The following is a 23523-nucleotide window of genomic DNA, read 5'->3' on the forward strand; positions in this document are numbered from 1 at the left end:
ACGCAGGATTGCCCACGCAGGTAGTTTTTCAACAGCCTGCTAACGGGCGGAGTTGGAGAAGATTTTATGGCATGGTTGCAGGGGTTGGCTTTTGTGCTGGGGACGCTGATGCTGCTGGCGCTGTCCTGGCGGGCCGTGCGCCGTCCACAGTCCCATGGCTTCTACCGCTTCTTCGCCTGGGAGGCGATTCTGGCCTTGCTGGTGCTTAACGCGCCGGTCTGGTTTGTCGACCGTTTTGCCCTGCATCAGCGCCTGTCCTGGCTGCTGTTGTTCGCATCCTTGCTGCTGCTGTTTGCCGGTCTCTATCAGCTACGGCGCATGGGCCGCCCCGATGGGCAGCGTACGGACGCCGAGCTGTTCGCCTTCGAGCGCACCTCGCAACTGGTGACCAGCGGCATCTTCCGCCTGATCCGCCACCCGCTGTACGCCTCGCTGCTGTTACTGGCCTGGGGCGTGGCCTGCAAGCAGCCCAATGGCTTGAGTCTGGCTCTGGGGCTGCTGGCTAGCCTGGCGCTCTGGCTGACCGCCAAGCGTGATGAGGCCGAGTGTTTGCAGCAGTTTGGCGAGGCATACCGTGACTATATGCAGCGCAGTAGGATGTTTATTCCCTGGCTCTTTTGATCGGTCATTCCCAATTCAGCCGCGCCAGTTTCCACTCATCGCCTTCCAGCCACCACTCCATCTTCACGCTGTAGTGACGGGCGCTGTCCGGGATCAGGCCTTCGGCACCGGCCAGGCCGACCTGGGCCTCGGTGTGGCCTTTTTCGCGGTAGGTCGCATCGAGGTAGCTGTTCTTGCTCAGGGCCAGCACCTTGATGTTCTTGTGGCGCATAAACAGCAGCAACATGGTGCGCTGCGCCCACTCGCGGTCGAACTCCCCTTGGGCCGAGAACTGCGAGTGCAGCTGGTCGAGTACCGCGCTGTTTTTCTTCGCTTCCAGATTGTCCTGCAGCTGTTGCACGGCTGCTTCCAATGCTGCCTGCGGGTCATCCTTGCCGCCGCAACCGGCGAGCAGGGTGCAAAACATTACGAAAGCTAAGGCAAATATCCTTGTTGGCATGCTGAACTCCTTTTTCATGGTTATGATGCCGGGCAGAGCGTTAAACGGTTGCGGCAGGAAGCAGTCGACGCTACGCATCAATTCAGGAGCATGCCATGCAGACCTTGTATCCGGAAATTAAACCCTATGCCCGTCATGAGCTGGCGGTGCAGGAACCGCACGTGCTCTATGTCGACGAAAGCGGTTCGCCGGATGGTCTGCCCGTGGTGTTTATCCATGGCGGGCCAGGTGCAGGTTGTGATGCCGCCAGCCGGCGTTATTTCGATCCCAACCTCTATCGCATCGTCACCTTCGATCAGCGTGGCTGCGGCCGCTCCACGCCCCACGCCAGCCTGGAAAACAACACCACCCAGGCGCTGATCGCCGATATGGAGCAGATCCGCGAGCACCTCGGCATCGACAAGTGGGTGCTGTTTGGCGGCTCCTGGGGTTCGACCCTGGCCCTGGCTTATGCCCAGGCCCATCCGCAGCGCGTGCATGGGCTGATTCTGCGCGGCATCTTTCTCTGCCGCCCGCAGGAGTTCGACTGGTTCTATCAGGAAGGGGCCAGCCGTCTGTTCCCCGACTACTGGGAAGACTACCTGGCACCGATCCCGGCCGATGAACGCGGCAATCTGATGCAGGCTTTCTACAAGCGTCTGACCGGTTCCGACCAGATCGCCCAGATGCATGCGGCCAAAGCCTGGTCGACCTGGGAAGGGCGCACCGCCACCCTGCGTCCCAACCCGCAGGTGGTCGACCGTTTCAGCGATGCGCATCGGGCGCTGTCGATTGCTCGGATCGAATGCCATTACTTCGTCAACAATGCCTTCCTCGAAACCGATCAGCTGCTGCGCGATATGCCGAAGATCGCCCACCTGCCCGGGGTGATCGTGCACGGTCGCTATGACGTGATCTGTCCGCTGGACAACGCCTGGGCGCTGCACCAGGCCTGGCCGAACAGTGAGCTGCAGATTATTCGCGATGCCGGTCATTCGGCGGCTGAAAACGGTATCACCGATGCCCTGGTACGGGCCGCGGACGAACTGGCCCATCGCCTGCTCAACCTGGCTCCAGACGAAGCATGAAGGCACTGATTCAACGCGTACGCGGTGCACGGGTGGAAGTGGCGGGAGAGGTGGTCGGCTCCATTGATCAGGGCCTGCTGGCGCTGGTTGGCGTCGAGCCGCAGGACACCCCGGCCAGCGTCGAGAAAATCCTGCACAAGCTGCTCAACTACCGGGTTTTCAGCGATGCGGCGGGCAAGATGAACCTGTCGCTGAGCGACGTCGGCGGCGGCCTGCTGCTGGTTTCGCAATTTACCCTGGCCGCCGACACCAAGAGCGGCCTACGGCCAAGCTTCTCCAGTGCTGCACCGCCGGCGCTGGGGGCTGAGCTGTTCGATCTGTTGGTAACCCAAGCCCGCGCCAAACACCCGCAGATCGCCACCGGCCAGTTCGGTGCCGATATGCAGGTGCATCTGGTTAATGATGGGCCGGTGACCTTTCTTCTAGAGACCTAGCGCGCCAGGGCTTCTGCGACGAAGTCCAGGCGGTCCTGGCCGAAGTGCATCTCGCTGCCGACAAAGAAGGTCGGCGCGCCAAATACCCCGCGTTTGACCGCTTCCTCGGTGGTGCTCTTTAGCCGCTCCTTGACCGTTTCGTCACTGATCAGGCGCTCGAACTCGACCGGGTCGAAGCCAGCGGCGCTAAGCACTTCGGCGACCACTTCGGGCTTGCCGAGGTTTTTCTGCTGCACCCACAGCGCTTCGAAGATGGTTTTTACGTAGTGCTCGAAGCGTTCGCTGCCCTGGTAACCGGCCGCGCCGCGCATCAGCGTCAGGGTGTTGATCGGGAAGCTCGGACTAAAGGCCATCGGCACACCGTAGCGGCTGGCAAACCGTGCCAGATCCTTAAGCATCCAGGCCCCCTTGCTTGGGATCATGACCGGCGACTGGTTGCCGGTGGCCTTGAATACGCCACCGAGCAGCATTGGCCGCCAGGCGATCTGCGCGCCGGCCGCGGCGGCGATGCGAGGTAGTTGGGTCCAAGCCAGATAGCTGGCCGGGCTGCCGAAATCGAAAAAGAACTCTACGGTTTTGCTCATTGCATGCTCCTCTGGGAGGTCTTGTTATTGGGTTGGCGTGCAGTCAGTAGGATGGGTGTCAACCCATCAATTGCCGATGGGTTGGCACCCATCCTACGGTGCAAGCTGGGGCATTTCGGCTCAGAAGGTTTCCGTCCATGGCCGCAGATCCAGCTCATGCACCCAGCAATCGCGCGGCTGGCAATGAATCTGCCAGTAAGTTTCGGCGATATGCTCGGGGTTGAGGATGCCGTCTTGTTCCTTGAGCTGGTACAGCTCGGGGAAGGTCTCGCGGATAAAGGCGGTGTCGATGGCCCCGTCGATAATCGGGTGGGCGACATGGATGCCCTTGGGGCCAAGTTCGCGGGCCATACTCTGGGCCAGGGCGCGCAGGGCGAATTTGGCGCTGGCGAAGGCAGAGAAATTCGCCCGGCCGCGCAAAGAGGCGGTGGCACCGGTAAAGATAATGGTGCCCTGGCCGCGCGGCAGCATGACCTTGGCGGCTTCACGGCCGGTGAGAAAACCGGCCAGCGCGGCCATTTCCCAGACCTTGCGGTAGACCCGCTCGGTGGTCTCGGTGATGGAGAACTGCACGTTCGCGCCGATGTTGAAGATCACCGCGTGCAGTGGGCCGACCTCGCGCTCGATGGTGGCAAACAGCTCGATAACTTGTTCTTCCACTCGCGCATCGCAGCCAAAGGCCCGGGCGCTGCCACCAGCCGCTTCGATATCCGCTACCAGCGGGCCGAGTTTATCGGCATTACGCCGCGCCACGCAGGCGACATAACCCTCGCGGGCGAAGCGTTTGGCGATGGCACCGCCGGTGGCGTCACCGGCTCCCACCACCAGGATTGCTTTGCGTTCGGTCATTGCAGTTCTCCGTCAGTTCTATTTTGGAACCTAGGCTGATAGTCGGTTCCATTTTGGAACCTGTCAAGCTATGGTGAGCCATCGCTGTTGGAGATTGGCTATGCGTTGGGAAGAACTTGAGCAACAACCCTGCTCCCTGGCCCGTACCCTATCTGTGGTGGGTGACCGCTGGACGCTGTTGGTGCTGCGCGAGAGTTTTCTCGGTATTCGTCGTTTCGACGAGTTCGAGAAACGTCTGGGGGTTACCCGCCACGTGCTGGCCGAGCGGCTGAAGAAACTGGTGGAGGCCGGGGTGCTGGATAAGGTGGCCTATCAGCAGCGCCCCGTGCGCGAGGAATACCGTCTGACGGCCAAGGGCCGCGATCTATATCCGGCCATCATGGCCCTGGTGAACTGGGGCGACCGCCATATGAGCGGTGCCGAGGGCGCGCCGATTCGGCATATCCACCGCAGTTGCGGCCAGCCGATGCATGGCGTGCTGGTGTGCTCGGACTGTGGTGAGCCGCTGCAGCCGCGTGATGTTGAGCTGGAGGAAGCGCCTGCGCTTAAGGGCCAGTTGTTGCCTGAGCATTGGCAGGCACAGCAGGCTGGAGAAAAACCGTAGCCCGGATGTAATCCGGGAATTCTCGGTCCAGGATTGCATCCGGGCTACAAGTTGAACTGTAGGAGCACGCCATGCGTGCGAGCGATGTTCTGGATAGTGCTTTTCGCGGGCATGGGCTAGGTGCCCCCGCCCATCCTATGGACTGAGGTATTCGCTTAGAACAGTCGCGCCAGCAAGGCGGTTACCGCGGTTTCCACCCGCAATATCCGCGCGCCTAGCTGCACCGGCTGCAGGCCGGCTTCCTGCAGTTTTTCCACTTCGTAGGGAATCCAGCCACCTTCCGGGCCGATGGCGAGCGTCACTGGCTGTTCGACTGCCCGTGGGCAGGCCGGGTAGTCGCCGGGGTGGCCGACCAGGCCCATTGTGCCGGCTGCGATACCAGGCAGTTGGTCTTCGACAAAGGGCTTAAAGCGCTTCTCGATAATGACTTCCGGCAGCACGGTATCGCGGGCCTGTTCGAGGCCGAGGATCAGCTGTTCGCGAATGGCTTCTGGTTGCAAAAAGGGCGTCTGCCAGAAGCTTTTTTCCACCCGGTAGCTGTTCAGCAGAATCAGCCGAGGCACGCCCATGCTGCTGACGGTTTGCAGCACGCGCCGCAGCATCTTCGGCCTGGGCAGGGCGAGCAGCAGGGTCAGCGGCATTTTTTCCGGCGGTGGCTGGTCGAGCTGCACGGCAAGCTCGGCCTGCTCGGCGTCCAGACGCAGCAGCTGGCCGCTGCCCATCAGGCCATTCAGGCGGCCGACCCGCAGGCTGTCGCCGGCTTCGGCGCGGTGCACCTCATGCAGGTGCTTGAGGCGGCGGCCGCTCAGCAGCACGCGGTCGGCGGCGATAAAATCGCCGTCTTCCAGTAGCAACAGGTTCACGGTTGCGCGGCGGGCGGCTGGTCGTTAGAGGGACTATCGTTTTCGGCTTCTTCAGCCGCTGCTTCCTGCTCGGCGCGGCGCTTGACCAGGCTGCCGCACAGCAGGCCGACCTCGAAGAGCATCCACATGGGCACGGCCAGCAGGGTCTGCGAGAACACGTCAGGCGGGGTCAGCACCATGCCGACGACAAAGCAGCCGACAACCACATAGGGCCGGCTTTTGCGCAGGCTGGCTACATCGACAACGCCTACCCAGATCAGCAGAAAGGTGGCAATCGGGATCTCAAAGGCGACGCCGAAGGCGAAGAACAGGGTGAGGACGAAATCCAGGTACTGGCCGATATCGGTCATCATCGCCACGCCTTCCGGGGTCACGCTGGCGAAGAAGCCGAACATGATCGGGAACACCACGAAGTAGGCGAAGGCCATGCCGCCGTAGAACAGCAGGATGCTGGAGATCAGCAGGGGGATGGCGATGCGCTTTTCGTGCTTGTACAGCCCCGGCGCGATAAAGCCCCAGATCTGATGCAGGATGATCGGAATGGCCAGAAACAGGGCGACCATCAGGGTCAGTTTGAACGGGGTGAGAAACGGCGAAGCCACCCCGGTGGCGATCATGGTCGCGCCTTCGGGCAGATAGGCGCGTAGCGGTGCGGCGACCAGGGCGTAGATGTCCTGGGAGAAATAGAACAGCCCGGCAAACAGCGTGAATACTGCCGCGACAATACGCAGCAGGCGCGTGCGCAGTTCGGTCAGGTGTGAGACCAGGGGCATTTCCTGATCGCTGTCCGGTCGTTGGCTCATGGCTGCGGGCTTTTATCCTGGCGAGTGCTGGTGTCAGTGGTGGCGACCGGCTCTGCTGCGGGGGGCGCGACCGGGCTTGGCTCGGTCAGGTTACCGAGGGGCGCGTTGAGGGTTTGCTTCATCGCGTTCATTTCCCGCTCAAGGTCGAGGATCTGCTCGTTATGCAGCTGCCGACGGATTTCGTCTGCGCCGATTTCGCGCTCGACCTCGGCCTTGATTGCGCTGAAGCTGCGCTTGATCCGGCCGATCCACAGGCCGGCGGTGCGCACCGCGCCCGGCAGGCGATCGGGCCCCAATACGATCAGGGCGACCACGCCGACCAGCAGCAGCTCGGTAAAGCCGATATCGAACATGGCTTAGTCTTTTTTCGCCGGTTCTTCGACCTTGCGCGCCTGGGCGTCGATGGTCTGGCCCTTGGGCTCGTCCACCGCTGGCTTGTCGTCTTCGTTGCCCATGGATTTCTTGAAGCCCTTGATCGCATCACCCAGATCGGAGCCCAGGCCCTTGAGGCGCTTGGTGCCGAACAGCATGACCACGATCAACAGGATGATCACCAGTTGCCAGATGCTAATGCCACCGAATCCCATAATGCGTACTCCGTAGTAAGAGGTTGATCAGTTTTGCGGGCGTGCGGCTTTTTCCGCATGCCCGGACAGGCCGAAGCGTCGATCCAGTTCGTCCAGTACGGCCTGGGGGTGCTGGCCGAGGGCGGCGAGCATCACCAGGCTGTGGAACCACAGGTCGGCGGTTTCGTAAATCACATCGCTGCAATCGCCACTGACTGCAGCATCCTTGGCGGCGAGAATGGTTTCCACCGATTCTTCACCGACCTTTTCCAGAATCTTGTTCAGGCCCTTGTGGTACAGGCTGGCGACATAGGAACTGTCGGCGGCCGCGCCTTTGCGCGACTCCAGCACTTCGGCTAGGCGGCTCAGGGTGTCAGTCATGCCTGTGTCACTCATGACTGCCTCCTGCGGCATAGATGGCATGCGGGTCTTTGAGTACCGCATCGACGGTTTTCCACTCGGCGTTTTCATACACCCGGTAGAAGCAGCTTTCACGCCCGGTGTGGCAGGCGATACCGCCCAGTTGCTCGACCATCAGGATGACCACGTCGGCGTCGCAGTCTAGGCGCAGTTCGTGAAGCTTCTGTATATGGCCGGATTCTTCGCCCTTGCGCCACAGCTTACCGCGCGAGCGTGACCAGTAGATGGCGCGCTGCTCGGCGGCGGTCAGGGCCAGGGCTTCGCGGTTCATCCAGGCCATCATCAGCACGCGGCCGCTCTGGTGGTCCTGGGCGATGGCCGGTACCAGGCCGTCGGCGTTCCAGTTGATTTCGTCGAGCCAGTCAGTCATCGCTATTTCCGCCCACTCGGGCTGCTGGGTTATGGGGCTAGTGTGCCAGTGCGCAACCGGTGTGGCTATCGGCGCAGCACCAGGTAGACGCCGCCGGCGAGCATCGCCCAGCTCGGCCAAAGCAGCAGGCTGAGGGCCAGGCCCTGGCTCACCGCGCCGCCGATCAGCACGGCACCGAGCAGGCGTGCCGGCCATTGGTGGCTAAGGCCGGGTTCGGCCGGGCGCACGGCAGGTTGCTGGTTGAGCCGCTCCAGGGTGTCACGGGCGATCTGCGACAGGTGCGGAACCTGCTCGGCCTGCAGTTGCAGGTTGCGCAGCAGCTGCAGCGGGCTGATGCGCTCACGCATCCAGCGCTCGAGAAACGGCTGCGCGGTGCTCCACAGGTCGAGGTCCGGGTACAGCTGACGGCCCAGGCCTTCAATATTCAGTAGGGTCTTCTGCAGCAGTACCAGCTGCGGCTGCACTTCCATATTGAAGCGCCGGGCGGTCTGGAACAGGCGCAGCAGCAGCTGGCCGAAGGAAATGTCTTTCAGCGGCCTCTCGAAGATTGGCTCGCACACGGTGCGAATCGCCGCTTCGAAGTCATTCACCTTGGTTTCCGCCGGCACCCAGCCTGAGTCGATATGCAGCTGCGCCACGCGGCGGTAATCACGCTTGAAGAAGGCGATCAGGTTGCGCGCCAGGTAGTCCTGGTCCTCGTCGGTGAGGCTGCCGATGATGCCGCAGTCGATGGCGATGTACTGCGGGTTCCATGGCGTGCGGGTGCTGACGAAGATATTGCCGGGGTGCATGTCGGCATGGAAGAAGCTGTCGCGGAACACCTGGGTGAAGAAGATTTCCACGCCGCGCTCGGCCAAAAGCTTCATGTCGGTGCGCTGGTCGGCCAGGGTTTCCAGGTCGGTGACCTGGATGCCGTAGATGCGCTCCATCACCAGCACTTTCGGCCGGCACAGGTCCCAGTACACCTGCGGCACGTAGAGCAGCGGCGAGCCTTCGAAGTTGCGCCGCAGCTGGCTGGCGTTGGCCGCTTCGCGCAGCAGATCGAGCTCGTCGTAGATGGTCTTCTCGTAGTCGCTGACAATCTCCATCGGGCGCAGGCGGCGGGCGTCGGCCGAGGCCCTCTCGGCCAGCCTGGCGAGCAGGAACAGCCAGGCGATGTCCTGGCCGATCACCGGTTTGAGGCCCGGGCGAATGACCTTGACCACCACTTCTTCGCCGCTTTTCAGCTGCGCCCCGTGCACCTGGGCGACCGAGGCGGAAGCCAGCGGCTGGGCGTCGAAACGGGCAAATACTTCACCGACCTTGGCCCCCAGTTGCGCCTCGATCAGCGCCAGCGAGTGGGCCGGGTCGAAGGGCGGTACCTGGTCCTGCAGCTTGGCCAGTTCGTCGGCGATATCTGGCGGCAGCAGGTCGCGGCGGGTCGAAAGCAGCTGGCCGAACTTGATAAAGATCGGCCCCAGCTCTTCCAGGGCCAGGCGCAGGCGCGCGCCGCGCGACAGCTCAAGCGGCTTGCGCGGCAGCCAGCGCCAGGGCAATAGGGCACTGAGCGCGCGCAGCCAGAAGGGCACCGGCAGGGCCAGCAGCAGGTCGTCGAGTTGGTAGCGGATGATGACCCGCTGGATACGGAACAGGCGGCGAACGGCAAGCAGCGTCATGACTGGGGCTTATGCAGTTGGGCGAGGCGCTCGATGCGCGCGTCGAGACGGTCGAGGGCCAGCTTGAGGTTATCCAGCTCGGCGAAGCGCGCATCGGCTTCGCGCTGGCCCACCAGGCTGCGGGATTCTTCGCTGAGGTAGTCGGCCAGGTTCAGGCGCAAGCTGCCGAGGGCCTGACTGCTCCAGTTCACCCGGCTGCGCAGATGGCCGCCGAGCAGCTGGCTGCCGACCGGGCCGAGCCAGCGCGACAGCTCGTATTCCCAGTCCAGCTCGAGATCCTGAAGGATCCCGGCCAGCTCCAGCAGTACGGCGCTGTCGCCCTCCAGACTGACTTCCGGACTGTGCAGGATGCGCGTCTTGTCCTTGCTGGTGGCCAGGCGCAACAGGCTGGCGGCAGGTGCGCGCAGGCGGCAGTCCGCCGGGCCTTCCCACTGCGCGGCCAGTTGCAAACCGCTGGCGCTGGGCAGAATAAACAGCTGCAGGTTCGGCGCGGCACATTCGACGGCAATCACCCGGCCGCTCAATCGCGCCAGGCTCGGCAGCGCGGTGCTGTCCATGGCCAGTACCCGATTGAGGCCGAGTTCGACCCCGGCATAGACCCCGGTGAGCAGCATCAGGGCTTGATGCCGCGGTGCAGGGCGACGATGCCGCCGGTCATATTGTGGTAGGTCACGCGCTCGAAGCCGGCCTCGGCCATCATCGCCTTGAGGGTGTCCTGATCGGGGTGCATGCGGATCGACTCGGCCAGGTAGCGGTAGCTCTCGGCGTCGTTGCTGATCAGCTTGCCGGCCAGCGGCATGAATTTGAAGGAATAGGCGTCGTAGAACTTCGACAGCAGCTCGCTGGACGGCTTGGAGAACTCCAGCACCAGCAGGCGGCCGCCGGGCTTGAGCACGCGCAGCATGGAGCGCAGGGCGTCTTCCTTGTGCGTCACGTTGCGCAGGCCGAAGGCGATGGTGACCACGTCGAAGTGGTTATCCGGGAAGGGCAGCTTCTCGGCGTCGGCCTGGACAAAGCTGACGTTGCCGGCCACGCCCTTGTCGAGCAGACGATCACGGCCGACGCGCAGCATCGACTCGTTGATATCGGCCAACACCACTTCGCCGGTCGGGCCAACCAGGGCGGAGAACTTGCGGGTCAGGTCGCCTGTGCCGCCAGCGATATCCAGCACCCGATTGCCCGGACGCACGCCGGACAGTTCGATGGTGAAGCGCTTCCACAGGCGATGCAGACCGCCGGACAGCACATCGTTCATCAGGTCGTATTTGGCCGCTACCGAGTGAAAGACTTCGGCGACTTTTTCCGCCTTCTGGCTTTCCGGCACGTTCTGGAAGCCGAAGTGGGTGGTGGGTTCGCTGTCGTTGCTCTTGCGCGGGTCGTTCATCTTGCCCTTTCCCTTAACAGAGAGGCGGAATCAAAGTGGCGGCCATTCTAAACCTAAAAGGTCGCCATGGGCTTCACGCCACACGCTTGCAGTAAACCTTTCCGCAGGCTCAGCTGGCACCAGGCCGATGCGCGTGCAGCTTGCCACGCGCAGCCTTGCTATAGTCGCAGCGACTTAAGGTCGCAGTTAACTGGCGAGGAGAAAGGCCATGGCCAAAATCAATATCGAGCGCGCCCATTCTCTGGGTCGCGAAGTCGCCCGGGTGAAGGCCGAGGAACTGGCCGAGCGCCTGGCCCGAGAATACGACGTGCGCTATCGCTGGAATGGCGACAGCCTGGAGTTCAAGCGCAGCGGTGCCGATGGTCGCATCGACGTGGCCGAGGACAGCGTGCGCGTGCAGCTCAACCTGGGGCTGTTGCTGTCGGCCATGAGCGGCAGCATCAAGCGCGAGATCGAAGAGGTGCTGGACAAGAACCTGCAGGCTTGAGGCTTGCGGTTATGTCTCGGTGCTGAGTTGCACACAGCCTTGTAGGGTGGGTGAGTGGCGCTGAGCGGAACCTGCCGTCGGCAGCATAGTGCGCGCGCCACGTAACCCACCAGGCGCTAGTCGGTCTGCCACAGCTGGTGGGTTACGGCGCAACTGACTTGCGCGTGAGCAGATAATCCGTGGTTTGCGCCTAACCCACCCTACTTTCCGCGGCGTTAAAAATTGCTCCCGGCAATTTTTGATGGCTTGCCATCCCTGGCAGCCACCCTTCGGGCCGTTGCTGCGCAACGTTAAAAACTGCTCCAGGCAGTTTTTTCTCACGCTTAGTATGCGGTTTCTAATTTTCATCGATACCTTGCATCTAAGCCTGCATTCCGTGGGCGTTTCCTCGAAACACTTAGAGTGAGGTGCACCATGTCGAAAGTTGCCGTTAAAAAGAAAGTCGAAGTCGAAGAAGCCGTTACCGTGCTGAGCGACGTTAAAGTTTATGCCCGCAAGATCTGGCTGGCTGGCCTGGGTGCCTACGCCAAAGCCGGTCAAGAGGGTGCCGAGTATTTCAAGGAACTCGTCAAGAGCGGCGAAGGCGTTGAAAAGCAAGGCAAAAAGCTGGTCAACGAACAGGTTGAAGCAGCCAACAGCCAGATCGACAGCGTCAAGAGCACTGTCACCAGTAACGTCAGCAGCGTGAAAGGCAAAGTTGAAGTGCAGCTCGACAAGATCGAGAAGGCTTTCGACAACCGTGTAGCCAGCGCCCTGAACCGCATTGGTATCCCGTCCAAGCAGGATGTTGAAGCACTCTCTGCTAAGCTGGATGAGCTGAGCGCGTTGCTCGAGCACGTCGCGCGTACCAAATAAGGAGAGCAGGATGGCTGTCAAAAAGAAAATCGAAAAGCAAACCACTTCCTGGATCGGCGAAGTAGAAAAATACTCGCGTCAGATCTGGTTGGCTGGTTTGGGTGCCTACTCCAAGGTCAGCAAGGACGGCAACAAGCTGTTCGACACGCTGGTCAAGGACGGCGAAAAAGCCGAGAAGATGGCCAAGACCGAAGTCGACAAGCAAGTGGATGCTGTGAAATCCACTGTGGGTTCGAAAGTCGACACCGCCAAGTCGCGTGTCGATGAGGTCAAGGACAAGGCGCTGGGCAAGTGGGGCGAGCTGGAAGAAGCCTTCGACAAGCGGTTGAACAACGCCATTTCGCGCCTCGGTGTACCGAGCCGCAATGAAGTGAAAGCGCTCAACGCCAAAGTTGAAAGCCTGACCAAGCAGATCGAGCAACTGACCGGCGTATCGGTCAAGTCGGTCAAGCCGGCTGCCAAGAAGGTTGCGGCTAAGCCTGCAGCCAAACCAGCGGCTAAGCCAGCTGCCAAGCCTGTGGCAAAAGCAGCGGCTAAGCCTGCCGCCAAGCCTGCGGTCAAAGCAGCAGCTAAACCTGTCGCCAAGCCTGCGGTCAAGGCAGCAGCCAAACCGGCCGCCAAGCCAGCAGTCAAGGCCGCCGCCAAGCCTGTAGCTGCCAAGCCTGCTGCTGTGGCTCCGGCCGTTGCCGCGGCTCCTGCTCCGGCCGCCGCACCTGTAGCCGCTGCACCAGTAACACCTGCCAGCCAGTCGTAAGACCCGCGGCAGTAATCGCAAACGCCCGGCCTAGTGCCGGGCGTTTGCGTTTGTGGTGCAGTGGCCCGGCTTAGTCGAGTAGGTAACGCTGGGCCAGTTGCTCGGCGGCGAAGCGCGAGTCGCTCGCCAGGTGCGGTGCGGCCAGCATCATTACCTGATAGACCACCAGACGGCTTTCGCCTTCACGGCCGAGGATGCGCTGGTAGTCGAGGGAGAACAGCAGGGTCATGGTGATCTGCTCCACCAACTGGCCGAGGGCCTGGGTGTCGCTGAGCAGTTGACCAGCGGCCTGCAGGCGCGCGAGCAGTTCGGCCAGGGCGCGCTTCAGGCTGTTGAGCCAGTGACGCATGCCGCGCTCCAGTTTGGGCAGGCGGCTGGTCAGGTTGGACAGGTCCTGAAACAGGAAACGGTAGTGGGCCAGGCGCTCAACTATCAGGTGCAGAAACAGCCAGTAATCTTCCACATCCAGCTGCACGTCTTCCGGCGGTGAGAGCAGTGGTGCCAGCTCGGCCTGGAAGCGCTCGAACAGGCCGAGGATCAGCGGTTCCTTGCCGTGGAAGTGGTAGTAGAGGTTGCCCGGGCTGATACCCAGTTCGTTGGCGATCTCCAGGGTGGAGACGTTGGGTTCGCCCTTCTGATTGAACAGCACCAGGGCACATTCGAGGATACGGTCGCGGGTCTTCATCCAGTCTTCTTATTCTGGCCGTGTGGATTGCCCAGGTAGCGGGCCGCCAGTCGCGGCGGCCTGCATGCGAGGTTAGCGCACATGCACATAGGTGCCGGGCGCATCCTCCATGGGCGGGTAGTGTGGGTTGCCCAGGGCCATAAGGGTCTCGCGGGTTTCTCCGGAATGGGCCTGAACCCAGCTCAGCCATTCGGGCCACCAGCTGCCTTGCATATGTTTGGCGTCGTGGTACCAGGCGCGTGGGTCGCCGGTCAGTTTATTGTTCTCGAAGAAATTGGCCTTGGGGTTGCCCGGCGGGTTGAGGATGCTCTGGATATGTCCGCTGTTGGACAGGATAAAGCGCCGGTTGCCGCCGAGCAGCAGGGTCGAGCGGTACACCGCATCCCAGGGGGTGATGTGGTCGTTGATCCCGGCCACGCTGAAACTGTCCACCGTGACCTTCTGCAAGTCGACCGGGGTGCCACAGATTTCCAGGCCCTGGGCGCGGCTGAGCGGGTTGTGCTTGAAGAAGTCGATCAGGTCGCCATGCAGGGCAGCCGGCAGACGGGTGTTGTCGTTGTTCCAGTAGAGGATGTCGAAGGCCGGCGGCTGCTTGCCGAGCAGGTAGTTGTTGACCCAGTAGTTCCAGATCAGGTCGTTGGGGCGCATCCAGGCGAATACCTTGGCCATATCGCGACCGTTCAGCACGCCCTGCTGGTAGGAGCGGCGCTTGGCTGCCTCCAGGGTCTGCTCGTCGGCAAACAGCATGGCCGGGCTGTCGATCTGGCTGTCCAGCAGGCTGACCAGGTAGGAGGCGCTGGCGACCTTGCGCAACTGGCGCTTGGCCTGCAGATGGCCCTGCAGGGCGGCGATGGTCAGGCCACCGGCGCAGGCCCCGAGCAGATTGACCTCTTTGCTGCCGGTGATAGCCCGGCAGGCATCAATGGCTTCTTCGGCCGCCTGCACATAGCTCGACAGGCCCCACTCGCGGTGGCGCGGATCGGGGTTGCGCCAGCTGATGACAAAGGTCTGCAGGCTATTTTTCAGCGCGTACTGGACGAAGCTCTTGTCGCTGGCGAGGTCGAAGATATAGAACTTGTTGATCTGCGGCGGCACGATCAGCAGCGGTTTGGCGTACTGCTTTTCGCTCATCGGCTTGTACTGGATCAGCTCCAGCAGGTCGTTGCGAAACACCACGGCACCGCTGGTGGTGGCCAGGTTGCGGCCGACTTCGAAGGCGTGTTTGCTGACCTGGCTGGGCATGCCGTCGTTGTTCACCAGGTCGTCGAACAGGTGACCCAGCCCCCTGATCAGGCTGCTGCCGCCGGTGTCGAACAGTTCCTTGAGCGCCTTCGGGTTGAGCAGGCTGTTGGAGGGCGACAGAGCATCGCCGAGCAGGGCGGCGATAAAGCGCGCGCGGGAGCGATCGTCGGCGCTCATGCTGCTCTCGTCTATCCAGTTGTTGAGCTGTTTCTGGCAGGCCAGGTAGGACTGCAGACTGCGTCTGTAGAGCGGGTTGTTGTGCCAGGTTGGATCGGCAAACCGGGCATCCTGAGGGTTGACCTGATAAGGGGTGTCGCCGAGCAGGACCCGACCCAGTTGACCGCCCAGGGCCAGGACGTGGCGGGCGCTGTGTACGGGTTGCTTAAGACCCTGCAGGGCCAGACTACGCAAGGTGGACAGAACATCACGGCCACGCAGTCCGGCGACGGCGTTTTGTGCATTCATCGGGCGGTGGGGGGCAGGCAGGGCCTTTTTGGTCGGCTGGTCTCGCATTGGGCAACACTCCGTCGTCAAACCGTGAGACTTCAAGGTTTACAGGTAAGCAGCAAGGCTTATACCAATGGGCACGAAGGGGCATCCCAGACTGCGTCGCGCCAGGCCTCAGGAATACCGCGTGCCTGGAAACGGGTCAAGTGTTGCCTGTGCGCACCAGCGCTGTGCCGGATTTCGATCCAGTGTCTTATCCGGGGCGGCGGTCAATGGCTGCGGGCGGAGGCGGGGTGCGGATGCATGATGGCGCGCTGCCGTTCTTCCTCGAGAAACTTCATGATGATTGGCGCGACGGCCTCGGCGCGGGTCACCAGAAACAGGTGGCCGTCGTCGATCACATGCAGTTCCGAGTTGGGGATACGCCAGGCCAGCAGGCGCATATTCACCAGCGGGATCAGCGGATCGTCGTCGCCGGCCATCACCAGCGTCGGTTGGCGAATCTTGTGCAGCCAGTGGATGCTGGTCCAGCCGAGGCCTGCGAACAGCTGCCAGTAGTAGCCCATCTTGCCACCCGAACGAACTTTACTGGCATGCGCCAGGGCCAGCTTGGGGTCGCGGCGGAAGGCACCGCCGTAGATTTCCGGGGCGATCTGCACGCCGTAGGACGGCTGCACATAACGCCGCGGGCTGGCCATGCACCAGAGCACCTTGGGTTTGCCGGGAATCATCACCGCGCCGGCCGAGGTGGCGGCGAGGATCAGCTTCTTGCAGCGTTCCGGGTAATCGTGGGCGAACTGCTGGGCCAGGGCACCGCCCCAGGACACGCCAATCGCATTGACCTGACCGTAGTCGAGGTAGTCGAGCATGCGCGCGGCCAGCTTGGCCAGGCCCGGAAAGCGGTAGGGTGTGCTGGGCGTGGAGGAGCCGCCAACGCCGGGTACGTCGAAGGCGATCACCTCCAGGCCGGGGTCGAGGGCGCGGACGAAGGGCATGACCAGTTCCAGGTTGGCACCGATGCCGTTGAAGATCAGCAGGGGTGTCATCTGACCGTTGCCTGGGCGAACGGCGGTACGAATGGTCTGGCCGTCCAGTTCGATGGTACGGAATACAAAGGGTAACGACATACGCAAAAGCCCTATCAATAAAAACACTGGGTCAGACCGTCCAGGTCATTCCCAGAACCGCCAGGGCAAAGCCTGGTTCGCCACATCCGGGCCAATTGGCTCGGACTGACGAGCGGCACCTCCAGTGCCGCGGGCAGCGTTGCGCAATGCGCAGTCGATTAGCGTTCGTGCACGTAGGTGCCGGGGGCGGCTTCGCCTGCGGCATATTTTTTGTTACCCAGCTGGCTGGGGGCCTTTTTCTGCTCGCCGGAACGCTCGGCCAGCCAGGTCTGCCAATGCAGCCACCAGGAGTCGGCATGCTTGGTCGAACTGGCCTGCCAGGCCTTGGGGTTGAGCGGCATTTCGCTATTGGTCATATAACGCGCCTTGGGGTTGCCAGGCGGGTTGAGAATGCTCTGTATATGCCCGCTGTTGGACAACACGAATTCGACTTTGCCGCCGAACAGGTTGGCCGACTTGTAGCAGGACTCCCAGGGGGTGATGTGGTCAGTGGTGCCGGCGACGCAGAACAGGTCGCAGGTGACCTGCTTGAGGTCAATCGGCGTGCCGCAGACTTCTAGAGCCCCGGGGCGGATCAGCGGGTTGGAGGTAAACATGTCGATAAACTCGCCATGCAGGGCAGCCGGCAGGCGGGTGGTGTCGTTGTTCCAGTAGAGGATGTCGAATACCGGCGGCTCGTTGCCCAGCAGGTAGTTGTTGACCCAGTAGTTCCAGATCAGGTCGTTGGGGCGCATCCAGGCGAACACCTTGGCCATGTCGCTGCCTTCCAGCACGCCAGCCTGATAGGAGCGGCGCTTGGCGGCTTCCAGGCTTTTCTCGTCGGCGAACAGCGCCACATCGGTTTCCAGACGGTTGTCCAGCACGCTGACCAGCAGGGTCAGGGCATGCACCTTGTGCTCGCCGAGGGCAGCATAGTGGCCCAGCAGCGAGGTGGTGGTGAGGCCGCCGGAGCAAGCCCCGAGCATGTTGATGTCCTTGCTGCCGGTGACGGCGGTGACCACGTCGATGGCTTCTTTCAACGCTTCGATATAGCTCGACAGGCCCCACTCGCGGTGGGCCTTGGTCGGGTTGCGCCAGCTCACCACAAAGGTCTGGATGCCGTGGCGCAACAGGAAGCGCGCCACGCTCTTTTCCTGTGACAGGTCGAAGATATAGAACTTGTTGATCTGCGGCGGCACCACCAGCAGTGGACGCTGGTGGACCTGCTCGGTGATCGGCTTGTACTGGATCAGCTCCAGCACCTCGTTGCGGAAGATCACTGCGCCATCGGTGGTGGCCAGGTTCTTGCCGACCTCGAAGGCATTCATGTTGACCTGGCTGGGCATGCCGCCGTTATTGACGATGTCCTTGGCCAGGTGCGACAGGCCGTCGAGCAGGCTCTTGCCGCCGGTTTCGAAGAAGCGCTTGACCGCCGCCGGGTTGGCCACGCTGTTGGTCGGGGCCATGGCTTCGGTCATCAGGTTGATCACGAAGTGGCCGCGGCTGGCATCCTGTTCGGACAGGTTGCTGTGCTCGACCCAGTCATGCAGTTCCTTGCGCCAGGCCAGGTAGGTCTGCAGGTAGCGGCGGTACAGCGGGTTCTGGCTCCAGGCTGGATCGGCAAAGCGGCGGTCGCCGTCCTCGGGTTTGAGCTCGGATTGGCCGAACATCACGTTCTTCAGTTCCATGCCGAAATGGGCGGCATGCTTGGCGCTGTGGAAAGGCTGTTTGATGGCCTGGCGCAATACCAGGCGGGCTGAAGTCAGCAGGTCTCTACCGCTGATGCCGATCACCGGGTTAAGCCCGAGAGTGTTCTCGGAGGCCTGGCGCTTCAGGTCATCATTGTTCTTGTCAGTCATCTACAACGCTCCATTGTCCTGAGACGAAATACCGGCGTACTGCTTGCTGTGCGCGGCGACACAAAGCGAAGGGCCAGGTATTGCCCGGGTTACCGAGGGCGGATCAGTTCCGCAGTCTTCCCCGCACCCGATATGCCCGGGCGCAAGGAAACTTCCAGCTACTTGGTTACCCGAGTTTGTGAATTTGTGCAAGCTGGTCGCGATATGGACCAAATGCGTGGGGAGTATGCAGGGAAGGATTAGAAAATGCGCTCTAACCGGCCCGGTAAAAGGGTTGGGTAGGTTGCCATGGTGCAGCGGCTTGCCGCCCGGCAGGCGTTGCGACGGGGCAAAACAGACGCGTGCGCAGCCATTTCGAGGGGCATCGAATTGTCGGTTTAGAGCAGCAGCTTGACCACACTTTCGTCGGGGTCGCGGGATTTGCCGGCGGCGGCGAGGGCGGCCTGATACTCGCTCCACAGCTCGGCCTGACGCGTGGCCAGTTGTTCGAGGTAATCCCAGGTGAACAGGCCGCTGTCGTGGCCGTCATCGAAGCTCAGCTTGAGGGCGTAGTTGCCGGCGGGTTCGATCTTGCTCAGGCCGACATGCAGCTTGCCGGTCTGCAGGATGGGTTTGCCGTGGCCCCGGACCTCGGCCGAGGGCGAATGCACGCGGAGAAACTCGGCGGGCAGGGTGTAGCGCTCGTCAGCCCCGTAATGCAGCTCCAGGGTTTTCGAGGCTTTGTGCAGTTTGATCGTGGTAGGAATACGCATGCTCGCGTCCTGGAGTTGTTATGTAGCCCGGATGTAATCCGGGGGCTCCGTGGTGGATGCCCCGGATTGCATCCGGGCTACCTACCGAGCGCGTTACAGAATATAGCGCGACAGATCTTCATCCTGCGCCAGCTCACCGAGGTGGCTGTTGACGTAGGCCGCGTCGATCACGATCGGCGTGCCGTTCTGCTGGCCGGCCAGGTCGGAGGCCGTGAAGGAGACTTCCTCCAGCAGACGTTCGAGCAGGGTGTGCAGGCGGCGCGCACCGATATTCTCGGTCTTCTCGTTGACCTGATAGGCAATCTCGGCAATGCGCTTGATACCGTCGGCGACAAACTGGATGCCCAGACCTTCGGTGTTCAGCAGCGCGGCGTATTGCTCGGTCAGCGAGGCGTGCGGCTCGGTGAGGATGCGCTCGAAGTCCTGTGGGGTCAGAGCTTTCAGCTCCACGCGGATCGGCAGGCGACCCTGCAGCTCAGGCACCAGGTCACTCGGCTTGCTCAGGTGGAACGCGCCGGAGGCGATAAACAGGATGTGGTCGGTTTTCACCATGCCCAGCTTGGTGTTTACCGTGCAGCCTTCGATCAGTGGCAGCAGGTCGCGTTGCACACCTTCGCGGGACACATCGGCACCGCCGGTGTTGCCGCGCTTGGCGACCTTGTCGATCTCGTCGATAAACACGATGCCATTCTGTTCCACGGCTTCCAGGGCCTGGGCCTTGAGCTCTTCCTCGTTGACCAGGCGCGCGGCTTCTTCATCGCGTACCAGCTTGAGGGCTTCCTTGACCTTGAGTTTGCGGCTCTTTTTCTTGCCCTTGCCCATATTGGCAAACAGGCTTTGCAGCTGATTGGTCATCTCTTCCATGCCCGGCGGGGTCATGATTTCGATGCCGGCCGGACTGTCGGCCACTTCGATCTCGATGTCCTTGTCGTCCAGCTGACCTTCGCGCAAGCGCTTGCGGAACAGCTGGCGGGTGTTGGAATCGTTGCTTGGGGCAGGGTCTTCGTTGAAGCCTGCGCGTGGCGGCGGCAGCAGGGCATCAAGGATGCGCTCTTCGGCGGCATCTTCGGCACGGTGGCGCACCTTGATCATCTCCTGCTCGCGCAGCAGCTTGATCGCCGCGTCGGCGAGGTCGCGAATGATCGACTCGACATCGCGGCCGACATAGCCGACTTCGGTGAACTTGGTCGCTTCCACCTTGATAAACGGCGCATTGGCCAGCTTGGCCAGGCGACGGGCGATTTCGGTCTTGCCGACCCCGGTCGGACCGATCATCAGGATGTTCTTTGGCGTCACTTCGGCGCGCAGCTCAACCGGCAGCTGCATGCGCCGCCAGCGGTTGCGCAGGGCAATGGCCACGGCGCGCTTGGCGTCGTCCTGACCGATGATATGGCGGTTGAGTTCGTGAACGATCTCGCGGGGCGTCATGGACATGCGGGGTTTACTCCAGAAAAAGGCGCGCTTATTCGGCGCAGTCTTCTTCTTCGATAGTCAGGTTCTGGTTAGTGAAGACACAGATAGAGCCGGCAATGTTCAATGCGGTTTCGGTGATTTCACGGGCGCTCAAGTCGGTTTTCTGCAGCAGGGCCATGGCCGCGGCCTGGGCGAAGCCGCCGCCGGAGCCCATGGCGATCAGGCCCTGCTCGGGCTCAACCACGTCACCGTTACCGGTGATGATCAGGGAGGCGTCCTTGTTGGCCACTGCCAGCATGGCCTCCAGACGGCTTAGCGAGCGGTCGGTGCGCCAGTCTTTGGCCAGCTCGACGGCGGCGCGCACCAGATGGCCCTGGTGTTTCTCCAGCTGGCCTTCGAAGCGTTCGAACAGGGTAAAGGCGTCGGCGGTAGCGCCGGCGAAGCCAGCCAACACCTGGCCGTGGTACAGGCGGCGAACCTTCTTCGCGTTGCCTTTCATCACGGTATTGCCGAGGGACACCTGGCCGTCGCCGCCCATGACGACTTTGCCGTTGCGGCGCACTGAAACGATGGTGGTCAAGGGGAGAGTCTCCACGCAGCGGGGCGAAAGTGCCCAATGCCGAATGAAGTGGGGGCAGCGAGGGCCCGCTTCAAGCCCTGCAGAGCACGCTGTCCGACAAATAGTCGGCAAACGGCACTGCTGGGCCTGAAATCGCCAGGTTTATTGCGCCTGGCGCTGCTGTAACAACAGATTGCTAAAGCCGCTGGCGGCCAGGGACTTCTGCGCCTGGCCGAGTTGCTCGCGGGTGGCGAAGGGGCCGACCAGCACGCGGTGCCAGGTTTCCTCGCGCACCGTGCCGGACTCCACTTGCACGTTCTGCCCGAGCAGGATGATCTGCGCGCGCAGGCTGTCGGCGTCATCCCTGCGGCGGAACGAGCCGGCCTGGAGGAAGAACTGCGAGCTGACCGGGCCTTTGGCGACCACCGGCGGCGGTGGCGGCACCTGGCCATTGAGCGCGGCTTCGGCGCGGGCGGCGTCGATCTTCGCCGCTTCTTCCGGGGTGACCGGCTTCTGCGCCGGTGGAGCGGGCGGCTCGATGCCTTGCGGCGGCAGGATCACTTCCGATTCCGGCAGCAGGGTGTAGAAGTCGTACTTGGGCTTGGTCGGCTCGCTGGTGGCGGGCTTGGTGGCCGCGGCTTTGCTGGCCTGAGTGGCACGCGCCTGTTCGACCTTGCTGCGCTTGATCTCGTCGCGACCCGGCTCCAGGCTGAACAGAAACACCATAAAGCCGCCGATCACCAGGCCGCAAACCAGCCAGAACCAGCCCGGCACCGGTTTCTTCGCCGGGGCCTGGTAGCGGCTGGCACCGCGCTTGGGTGCGGCTTTCTTCTTGGCGGCCACTTACATGCGCTCCAGGGTGTCCAGGCCGAGCAGTTCCAGGCCCTGCTTGAGGGTGCGCGCGGTCAGGGCGGCCAGGCGCAGGCGGCTGTTGCGCAGCACTTCGTCCTCGGTGGAGAGAATCGGGCAGTTCTCGTAGAAGCTGGAGAACAGCCCGGCCAGGTCGTACAGGTAAGCGCAGAGCAGGTGCGGCTCGCCCTTGTCGGCAACGCTGGCGAGCACCTCATTGAATTGCGCGAGCTTGCCGGCCAGGTCGACCTCGTGGGCGGCCTGCAGGTCGAGGCTGCCTTCGAGCTGCTCGAAGCCCTTGCCCAGCTTGCGGAACACGCTGGCCACGCGGGTGTAGGCGTACAGCAAATACGGCGCGGTGTTGCCCTCGAAGCTCAGCATCAGCTCGAAGTTGAAGCGATAGTCGCTGGTGCGGTGCTTGGACAGGTCGGCGTATTTCACTGCACCGATGCCCACGGCGCGGGCGATCTGCCGCAGTTCGGTTTCGTCTAGTTCGGGGTTCTTGCCCTTGACCAACGTATAAGCGCGCTCTTCGGCCTCATCGAGCAGGTCGACCAGTTTCACGGTGCCGCCATCGCGGGTCTTGAACGGGCGGCCGTCGGCGCCGTTCATGGTGCCGAAGCCCATATGTTCCAGCTGCATTGTGGCGGGGACGAAGCCGGCCAGGCGCGCGGCGGTGAAAACCATCTGAAAATGCAGAGCTTGGCGCTGATCAACGAAGTACAGCGCACGATCAGCCTTCAGTACGTTGGCACGGTAGCGGGTGGCGGCCAGGTCGGTGGTGGCGTACAGGTAGCCGCCGCCGGCCTTCTGCACGATCAGCGGCAGCGGGTTGCCTTCGGCATTCTTGAATTCGTCCATGAATACGCACTGGGCACCGTCGCTTTCGCTGAGCAGGCCCTTGGCCTGGAGGTCGGCGACCACGTTGGCCAGGTCATCGTTATAGGCGCTCTCGCCCTTGACGTCGGCCATGGAGAGCTTCACGCCGAGGCGGTCATACAGCGCCTGGCAGTGGCTCAGGGAGATATCGTTGAAGCGGTGCCACAGGCGCAGGCATTCGGCGTAGCCGGCTTGCAGCTGCACCACCAGCTCGCGGGCGCGCTCGGCGAACTCAGGGGATTCGTCGAAGCGCTTCTTCGCCGCGCGGTAGAAGCCTTCCAGGTCAGCCAGCTCGCTTTCGGCGGCGGCCGGGTTTTCCTGCATAAAGGCCAGCAGCATGCCGAACTGGGTGCCCCAGTCGCCCACGTGGTTCTGCCGGATCACGTCGTCACCGAGGAATTCCAGCACCCGCGCCACACCGTCACCGATGATGGTCGAGCGCAGATGGCCGACGTGCATCTCTTTGGCCAGATTGGGGGCGGACAGATCGACCACCACGCGCTGCGCCGGGCCAGCCTTGCGCACGCCGAGCTTGGCGTCGGCCAGCAGGGCATCCAGGCGCGCGGCCAGGGCCTGGGTGTTCTGATAGAAATTGAGGAAGCCCGGGCCGGCGATCTCGACCTTGCTGATGGCGGCATCGCTAGGCAGCGCGGCGATCAGCTTCTCGGCCAGGTCACGCGGCTTCATGCCGGCCGGCTTAGCCAGCATCATGGCGATATTGCTGGCGAAGTCGCCGTGGCTCTTGTCCTTGGTGTTCTCCACCTGAATGGCCGGCGTCAGGCCCTCGGGCAGCACACCGTCGGCGGTGAGGCGGGACAGGGCTTGCTGGATCAGGTGGCGAATAGTGTCTTTCATGGTCTGCTCGGTCGGCCGTTGGCAACGGCGGCGCACAAAGGCGCTGGTTGAAAACTGCGCATTATCGACGCCCTTCGCCCGCCGCTTCAAGTTTTAAGCGGGCGGGCCTCGATATGTGGGGC

The 23523-nt window shown here is 62.5% G+C and carries 28 protein-coding genes; 7 read left to right on the forward strand and 21 right to left on the reverse strand.

From position 1 onward, the window contains the following. Window positions 1-66 precede the first annotated feature (66 nt). A complete protein-coding gene (locus VMP31_RS07475; RefSeq protein ID WP_325505622.1) occupies window positions 67-621 on the forward strand; it encodes an isoprenylcysteine carboxylmethyltransferase family protein in 555 nt (184 codons plus the stop codon). Between the two features lie 4 nt (window positions 622-625). Here the strand turns inward: VMP31_RS07475 and VMP31_RS07480 are convergent, their stop codons facing one another. After that, window positions 626-1060: a hypothetical protein gene (locus VMP31_RS07480; RefSeq protein WP_325505624.1), complete on the reverse strand. Its 435-nt coding sequence runs from the start codon at window positions 1058-1060 to the stop codon at window positions 626-628. Window positions 1061-1155: 95 nt separating this feature from the next. Here VMP31_RS07480 and pip point away from each other — a divergent pair, with 95 nt between their 5' ends. Beyond that, window positions 1156-2127 carry a prolyl aminopeptidase gene (gene pip / locus VMP31_RS07485; RefSeq protein ID WP_325505626.1) on the forward strand — a complete coding sequence of 324 codons (972 nt, stop codon included), beginning with the start codon at window positions 1156-1158 and terminating at the stop codon, window positions 2125-2127. Continuing rightward, complete coding sequence (gene dtd, locus VMP31_RS07490; protein ID WP_325505628.1) at window positions 2124-2561, forward strand: D-aminoacyl-tRNA deacylase; 438 nt, start codon at window positions 2124-2126, stop codon at window positions 2559-2561. Before pip ends, dtd begins: the two co-directional genes overlap by 4 nt. Here the strand turns inward: dtd and VMP31_RS07495 are convergent. After that, a complete protein-coding gene (locus VMP31_RS07495) occupies window positions 2558-3145 on the reverse strand; it encodes a 2-hydroxychromene-2-carboxylate isomerase (RefSeq protein ID WP_325505630.1) in 588 nt (195 codons plus the stop codon). The two genes, dtd and VMP31_RS07495, sit on opposite strands and share 4 nt — an antisense overlap. A gap of 120 nt (window positions 3146-3265) precedes the next feature. Further along, a complete protein-coding gene (locus VMP31_RS07500; RefSeq protein ID WP_325505632.1) occupies window positions 3266-3994 on the reverse strand; it encodes an SDR family oxidoreductase in 729 nt (242 codons plus the stop codon). A 100-nt stretch (window positions 3995-4094) separates the two neighbouring features. Here VMP31_RS07500 and VMP31_RS07505 point away from each other — a divergent pair, with 100 nt between their 5' ends. Beyond that, complete coding sequence (locus VMP31_RS07505; RefSeq protein ID WP_325505634.1) at window positions 4095-4598, forward strand: helix-turn-helix domain-containing protein; 504 nt, start codon at window positions 4095-4097, stop codon at window positions 4596-4598. Window positions 4599-4753: 155 nt separating this feature from the next. Here the strand turns inward: VMP31_RS07505 and VMP31_RS07510 are convergent, their stop codons facing one another. From VMP31_RS07510 to ubiE, 9 genes are all read right to left on the reverse strand, one after another. Beyond that, on the reverse strand, window positions 4754-5461 hold the full coding sequence (locus tag VMP31_RS07510; RefSeq protein ID WP_325505636.1) for a 16S rRNA (uracil(1498)-N(3))-methyltransferase: 708 nt from the start codon (window positions 5459-5461) through the stop codon (window positions 4754-4756). Then, window positions 5458-6264 carry a twin-arginine translocase subunit TatC gene (tatC, locus tag VMP31_RS07515; RefSeq protein ID WP_325505638.1) on the reverse strand — a complete coding sequence of 269 codons (807 nt, stop codon included), beginning with the start codon at window positions 6262-6264 and terminating at the stop codon, window positions 5458-5460. The genes VMP31_RS07510 and tatC overlap by 4 nt, the downstream gene beginning before the upstream one ends. Then, a complete protein-coding gene (tatB, locus tag VMP31_RS07520; RefSeq protein WP_325505640.1) occupies window positions 6261-6617 on the reverse strand; it encodes a Sec-independent protein translocase protein TatB in 357 nt (118 codons plus the stop codon). Before tatB ends, tatC begins: the two co-directional genes overlap by 4 nt. Before the next feature lie 3 nt (window positions 6618-6620). Beyond that, complete coding sequence (gene tatA, locus VMP31_RS07525; RefSeq protein WP_325505642.1) at window positions 6621-6851, reverse strand: twin-arginine translocase TatA/TatE family subunit; 231 nt, start codon at window positions 6849-6851, stop codon at window positions 6621-6623. A 27-nt stretch (window positions 6852-6878) separates the two neighbouring features. Then, entirely contained in the window at window positions 6879-7211 is a 333-nt protein-coding gene (locus tag VMP31_RS07530) for a phosphoribosyl-ATP diphosphatase (RefSeq protein ID WP_274087686.1), read from the reverse strand. 7 nt (window positions 7212-7218) lie between these two features. Further along, a complete protein-coding gene (gene hisI, locus VMP31_RS07535) occupies window positions 7219-7620 on the reverse strand; it encodes a phosphoribosyl-AMP cyclohydrolase (RefSeq protein ID WP_325505644.1) in 402 nt (133 codons plus the stop codon). 65 nt (window positions 7621-7685) lie between these two features. Beyond that, window positions 7686-9275, reverse strand: a complete 1590-nt coding sequence (gene ubiB / locus VMP31_RS07540) for a ubiquinone biosynthesis regulatory protein kinase UbiB (RefSeq protein WP_325505646.1) — start codon at window positions 9273-9275, stop codon at window positions 7686-7688. Continuing rightward, window positions 9272-9889, reverse strand: coding sequence for a ubiquinone biosynthesis accessory factor UbiJ (locus tag VMP31_RS07545; protein ID WP_325505648.1), 618 nt, complete (start codon window positions 9887-9889; stop codon window positions 9272-9274). Before VMP31_RS07545 ends, ubiB begins: the two co-directional genes overlap by 4 nt. After that, window positions 9889-10659, reverse strand: coding sequence for a bifunctional demethylmenaquinone methyltransferase/2-methoxy-6-polyprenyl-1,4-benzoquinol methylase UbiE (gene ubiE / locus VMP31_RS07550; protein WP_325505650.1), 771 nt, complete (start codon window positions 10657-10659; stop codon window positions 9889-9891). Before ubiE ends, VMP31_RS07545 begins: the two co-directional genes overlap by 1 nt. A 208-nt stretch (window positions 10660-10867) precedes the next feature. On the opposite strand from ubiE, the gene VMP31_RS07555 reads away from it, so the two are divergent. From VMP31_RS07555 to VMP31_RS07565, 3 genes are all read left to right on the forward strand, one after another. Then, a complete protein-coding gene (locus tag VMP31_RS07555; RefSeq protein ID WP_325505652.1) occupies window positions 10868-11146 on the forward strand; it encodes a polyhydroxyalkanoic acid system family protein in 279 nt (92 codons plus the stop codon). Window positions 11147-11560: 414 nt separating this feature from the next. After that, on the forward strand, window positions 11561-12001 hold the full coding sequence (locus VMP31_RS07560) for a phasin family protein (RefSeq protein ID WP_325505654.1): 441 nt from the start codon (window positions 11561-11563) through the stop codon (window positions 11999-12001). A 10-nt stretch (window positions 12002-12011) separates the two neighbouring features. Continuing rightward, window positions 12012-12755: a phasin family protein gene (locus VMP31_RS07565; protein WP_325505656.1), complete on the forward strand. Its 744-nt coding sequence runs from the start codon at window positions 12012-12014 to the stop codon at window positions 12753-12755. Between the two features lie 70 nt (window positions 12756-12825). On the opposite strand, the gene VMP31_RS07570 is transcribed toward VMP31_RS07565, so the two are convergent. The 9 genes from VMP31_RS07570 to argS form a co-directional block, all read right to left on the reverse strand. Further along, window positions 12826-13440, reverse strand: coding sequence for a TetR/AcrR family transcriptional regulator (locus tag VMP31_RS07570; protein ID WP_325505658.1), 615 nt, complete (start codon window positions 13438-13440; stop codon window positions 12826-12828). Between the two features lie 72 nt (window positions 13441-13512). After that, the gene (gene phaC / locus VMP31_RS07575) at window positions 13513-15195 is read right to left on the reverse strand and encodes a class II poly(R)-hydroxyalkanoic acid synthase (protein WP_325505660.1); all 1683 of its coding nucleotides are present in this window, start codon (window positions 15193-15195) and stop codon (window positions 13513-13515) included. A gap of 203 nt (window positions 15196-15398) precedes the next feature. Beyond that, a complete protein-coding gene (gene phaZ, locus VMP31_RS07580; RefSeq protein WP_325505661.1) occupies window positions 15399-16256 on the reverse strand; it encodes a poly(3-hydroxyalkanoate) depolymerase in 858 nt (285 codons plus the stop codon). Between the two features lie 158 nt (window positions 16257-16414). Continuing rightward, window positions 16415-18094, reverse strand: coding sequence for a class II poly(R)-hydroxyalkanoic acid synthase (gene phaC, locus VMP31_RS07585; protein WP_325505663.1), 1680 nt, complete (start codon window positions 18092-18094; stop codon window positions 16415-16417). Between the two features lie 377 nt (window positions 18095-18471). Beyond that, complete coding sequence (locus VMP31_RS07590; protein ID WP_325505665.1) at window positions 18472-18846, reverse strand: DUF971 domain-containing protein; 375 nt, start codon at window positions 18844-18846, stop codon at window positions 18472-18474. 93 nt (window positions 18847-18939) lie between these two features. After that, a complete protein-coding gene (hslU, locus tag VMP31_RS07595; RefSeq protein WP_325505667.1) occupies window positions 18940-20280 on the reverse strand; it encodes an ATP-dependent protease ATPase subunit HslU in 1341 nt (446 codons plus the stop codon). A gap of 28 nt (window positions 20281-20308) precedes the next feature. Further along, complete coding sequence (gene hslV, locus VMP31_RS07600; protein ID WP_160489431.1) at window positions 20309-20839, reverse strand: ATP-dependent protease subunit HslV; 531 nt, start codon at window positions 20837-20839, stop codon at window positions 20309-20311. A 141-nt stretch (window positions 20840-20980) separates the two neighbouring features. Further along, window positions 20981-21661, reverse strand: coding sequence for an SPOR domain-containing protein (locus VMP31_RS07605; protein WP_325505671.1), 681 nt, complete (start codon window positions 21659-21661; stop codon window positions 20981-20983). Next, window positions 21662-23401: an arginine--tRNA ligase gene (gene argS, locus VMP31_RS07610; RefSeq protein ID WP_325505673.1), complete on the reverse strand. Its 1740-nt coding sequence runs from the start codon at window positions 23399-23401 to the stop codon at window positions 21662-21664. Between the last annotated feature and the right edge of the window lie 122 nt (window positions 23402-23523).

The organism is Pseudomonas sp. (assembly GCF_035512415.1).
Classification (GTDB): Bacteria; Pseudomonadota; Gammaproteobacteria; order Pseudomonadales; family Pseudomonadaceae; genus Aquipseudomonas.

Bases quoted from the DNA above. Each gene is read 5' to 3' on its own strand.
- VMP31_RS07545 (WP_325505648.1), bottom strand. From the start codon at position 9,889: ATGCTGCTCACCGGGGTCTATGCCGGGGTCGAACTCGGCCTCAATCGG.
- VMP31_RS07560 (WP_325505654.1), top strand. From the start codon at position 11,561: ATGTCGAAAGTTGCCGTTAAAAAGAAAGTCGAAGTCGAAGAAGCCGTT.
- phaC (WP_325505663.1), bottom strand. From the start codon at position 18,094: ATGACTGACAAGAACAATGATGACCTGAAGCGCCAGGCCTCCGAGAAC.
- ubiB (WP_325505646.1), bottom strand. From the start codon at position 9,275: ATGACGCTGCTTGCCGTTCGCCGCCTGTTCCGTATCCAGCGGGTCATC.
- dtd (WP_325505628.1), top strand. From the start codon at position 2,124: ATGAAGGCACTGATTCAACGCGTACGCGGTGCACGGGTGGAAGTGGCG.
- VMP31_RS07495 (WP_325505630.1), bottom strand. From the start codon at position 3,145: ATGAGCAAAACCGTAGAGTTCTTTTTCGATTTCGGCAGCCCGGCCAGC.
- tatB (WP_325505640.1), bottom strand. From the start codon at position 6,617: ATGTTCGATATCGGCTTTACCGAGCTGCTGCTGGTCGGCGTGGTCGCC.
- argS (WP_325505673.1), bottom strand. From the start codon at position 23,401: ATGAAAGACACTATTCGCCACCTGATCCAGCAAGCCCTGTCCCGCCTC.
- hslU (WP_325505667.1), bottom strand. From the start codon at position 20,280: ATGTCCATGACGCCCCGCGAGATCGTTCACGAACTCAACCGCCATATC.
- tatC (WP_325505638.1), bottom strand. From the start codon at position 6,264: ATGAGCCAACGACCGGACAGCGATCAGGAAATGCCCCTGGTCTCACAC.
- VMP31_RS07505 (WP_325505634.1), top strand. From the start codon at position 4,095: ATGCGTTGGGAAGAACTTGAGCAACAACCCTGCTCCCTGGCCCGTACC.
- hisI (WP_325505644.1), bottom strand. From the start codon at position 7,620: ATGACTGACTGGCTCGACGAAATCAACTGGAACGCCGACGGCCTGGTA.
- VMP31_RS07500 (WP_325505632.1), bottom strand. From the start codon at position 3,994: ATGACCGAACGCAAAGCAATCCTGGTGGTGGGAGCCGGTGACGCCACC.
- pip (WP_325505626.1), top strand. From the start codon at position 1,156: ATGCAGACCTTGTATCCGGAAATTAAACCCTATGCCCGTCATGAGCTG.
- tatA (WP_325505642.1), bottom strand. From the start codon at position 6,851: ATGGGATTCGGTGGCATTAGCATCTGGCAACTGGTGATCATCCTGTTG.
- VMP31_RS07530 (WP_274087686.1), bottom strand. From the start codon at position 7,211: ATGACTGACACCCTGAGCCGCCTAGCCGAAGTGCTGGAGTCGCGCAAA.
- VMP31_RS07480 (WP_325505624.1), bottom strand. From the start codon at position 1,060: ATGCCAACAAGGATATTTGCCTTAGCTTTCGTAATGTTTTGCACCCTG.
- VMP31_RS07475 (WP_325505622.1), top strand. From the start codon at position 67: ATGGCATGGTTGCAGGGGTTGGCTTTTGTGCTGGGGACGCTGATGCTG.
- VMP31_RS07565 (WP_325505656.1), top strand. From the start codon at position 12,012: ATGGCTGTCAAAAAGAAAATCGAAAAGCAAACCACTTCCTGGATCGGC.
- ubiE (WP_325505650.1), bottom strand. From the start codon at position 10,659: ATGAACGACCCGCGCAAGAGCAACGACAGCGAACCCACCACCCACTTC.
- phaZ (WP_325505661.1), bottom strand. From the start codon at position 16,256: ATGTCGTTACCCTTTGTATTCCGTACCATCGAACTGGACGGCCAGACC.
- VMP31_RS07555 (WP_325505652.1), top strand. From the start codon at position 10,868: ATGGCCAAAATCAATATCGAGCGCGCCCATTCTCTGGGTCGCGAAGTC.
- VMP31_RS07590 (WP_325505665.1), bottom strand. From the start codon at position 18,846: ATGCGTATTCCTACCACGATCAAACTGCACAAAGCCTCGAAAACCCTG.
- VMP31_RS07570 (WP_325505658.1), bottom strand. From the start codon at position 13,440: ATGAAGACCCGCGACCGTATCCTCGAATGTGCCCTGGTGCTGTTCAAT.
- phaC (WP_325505660.1), bottom strand. From the start codon at position 15,195: ATGCGAGACCAGCCGACCAAAAAGGCCCTGCCTGCCCCCCACCGCCCG.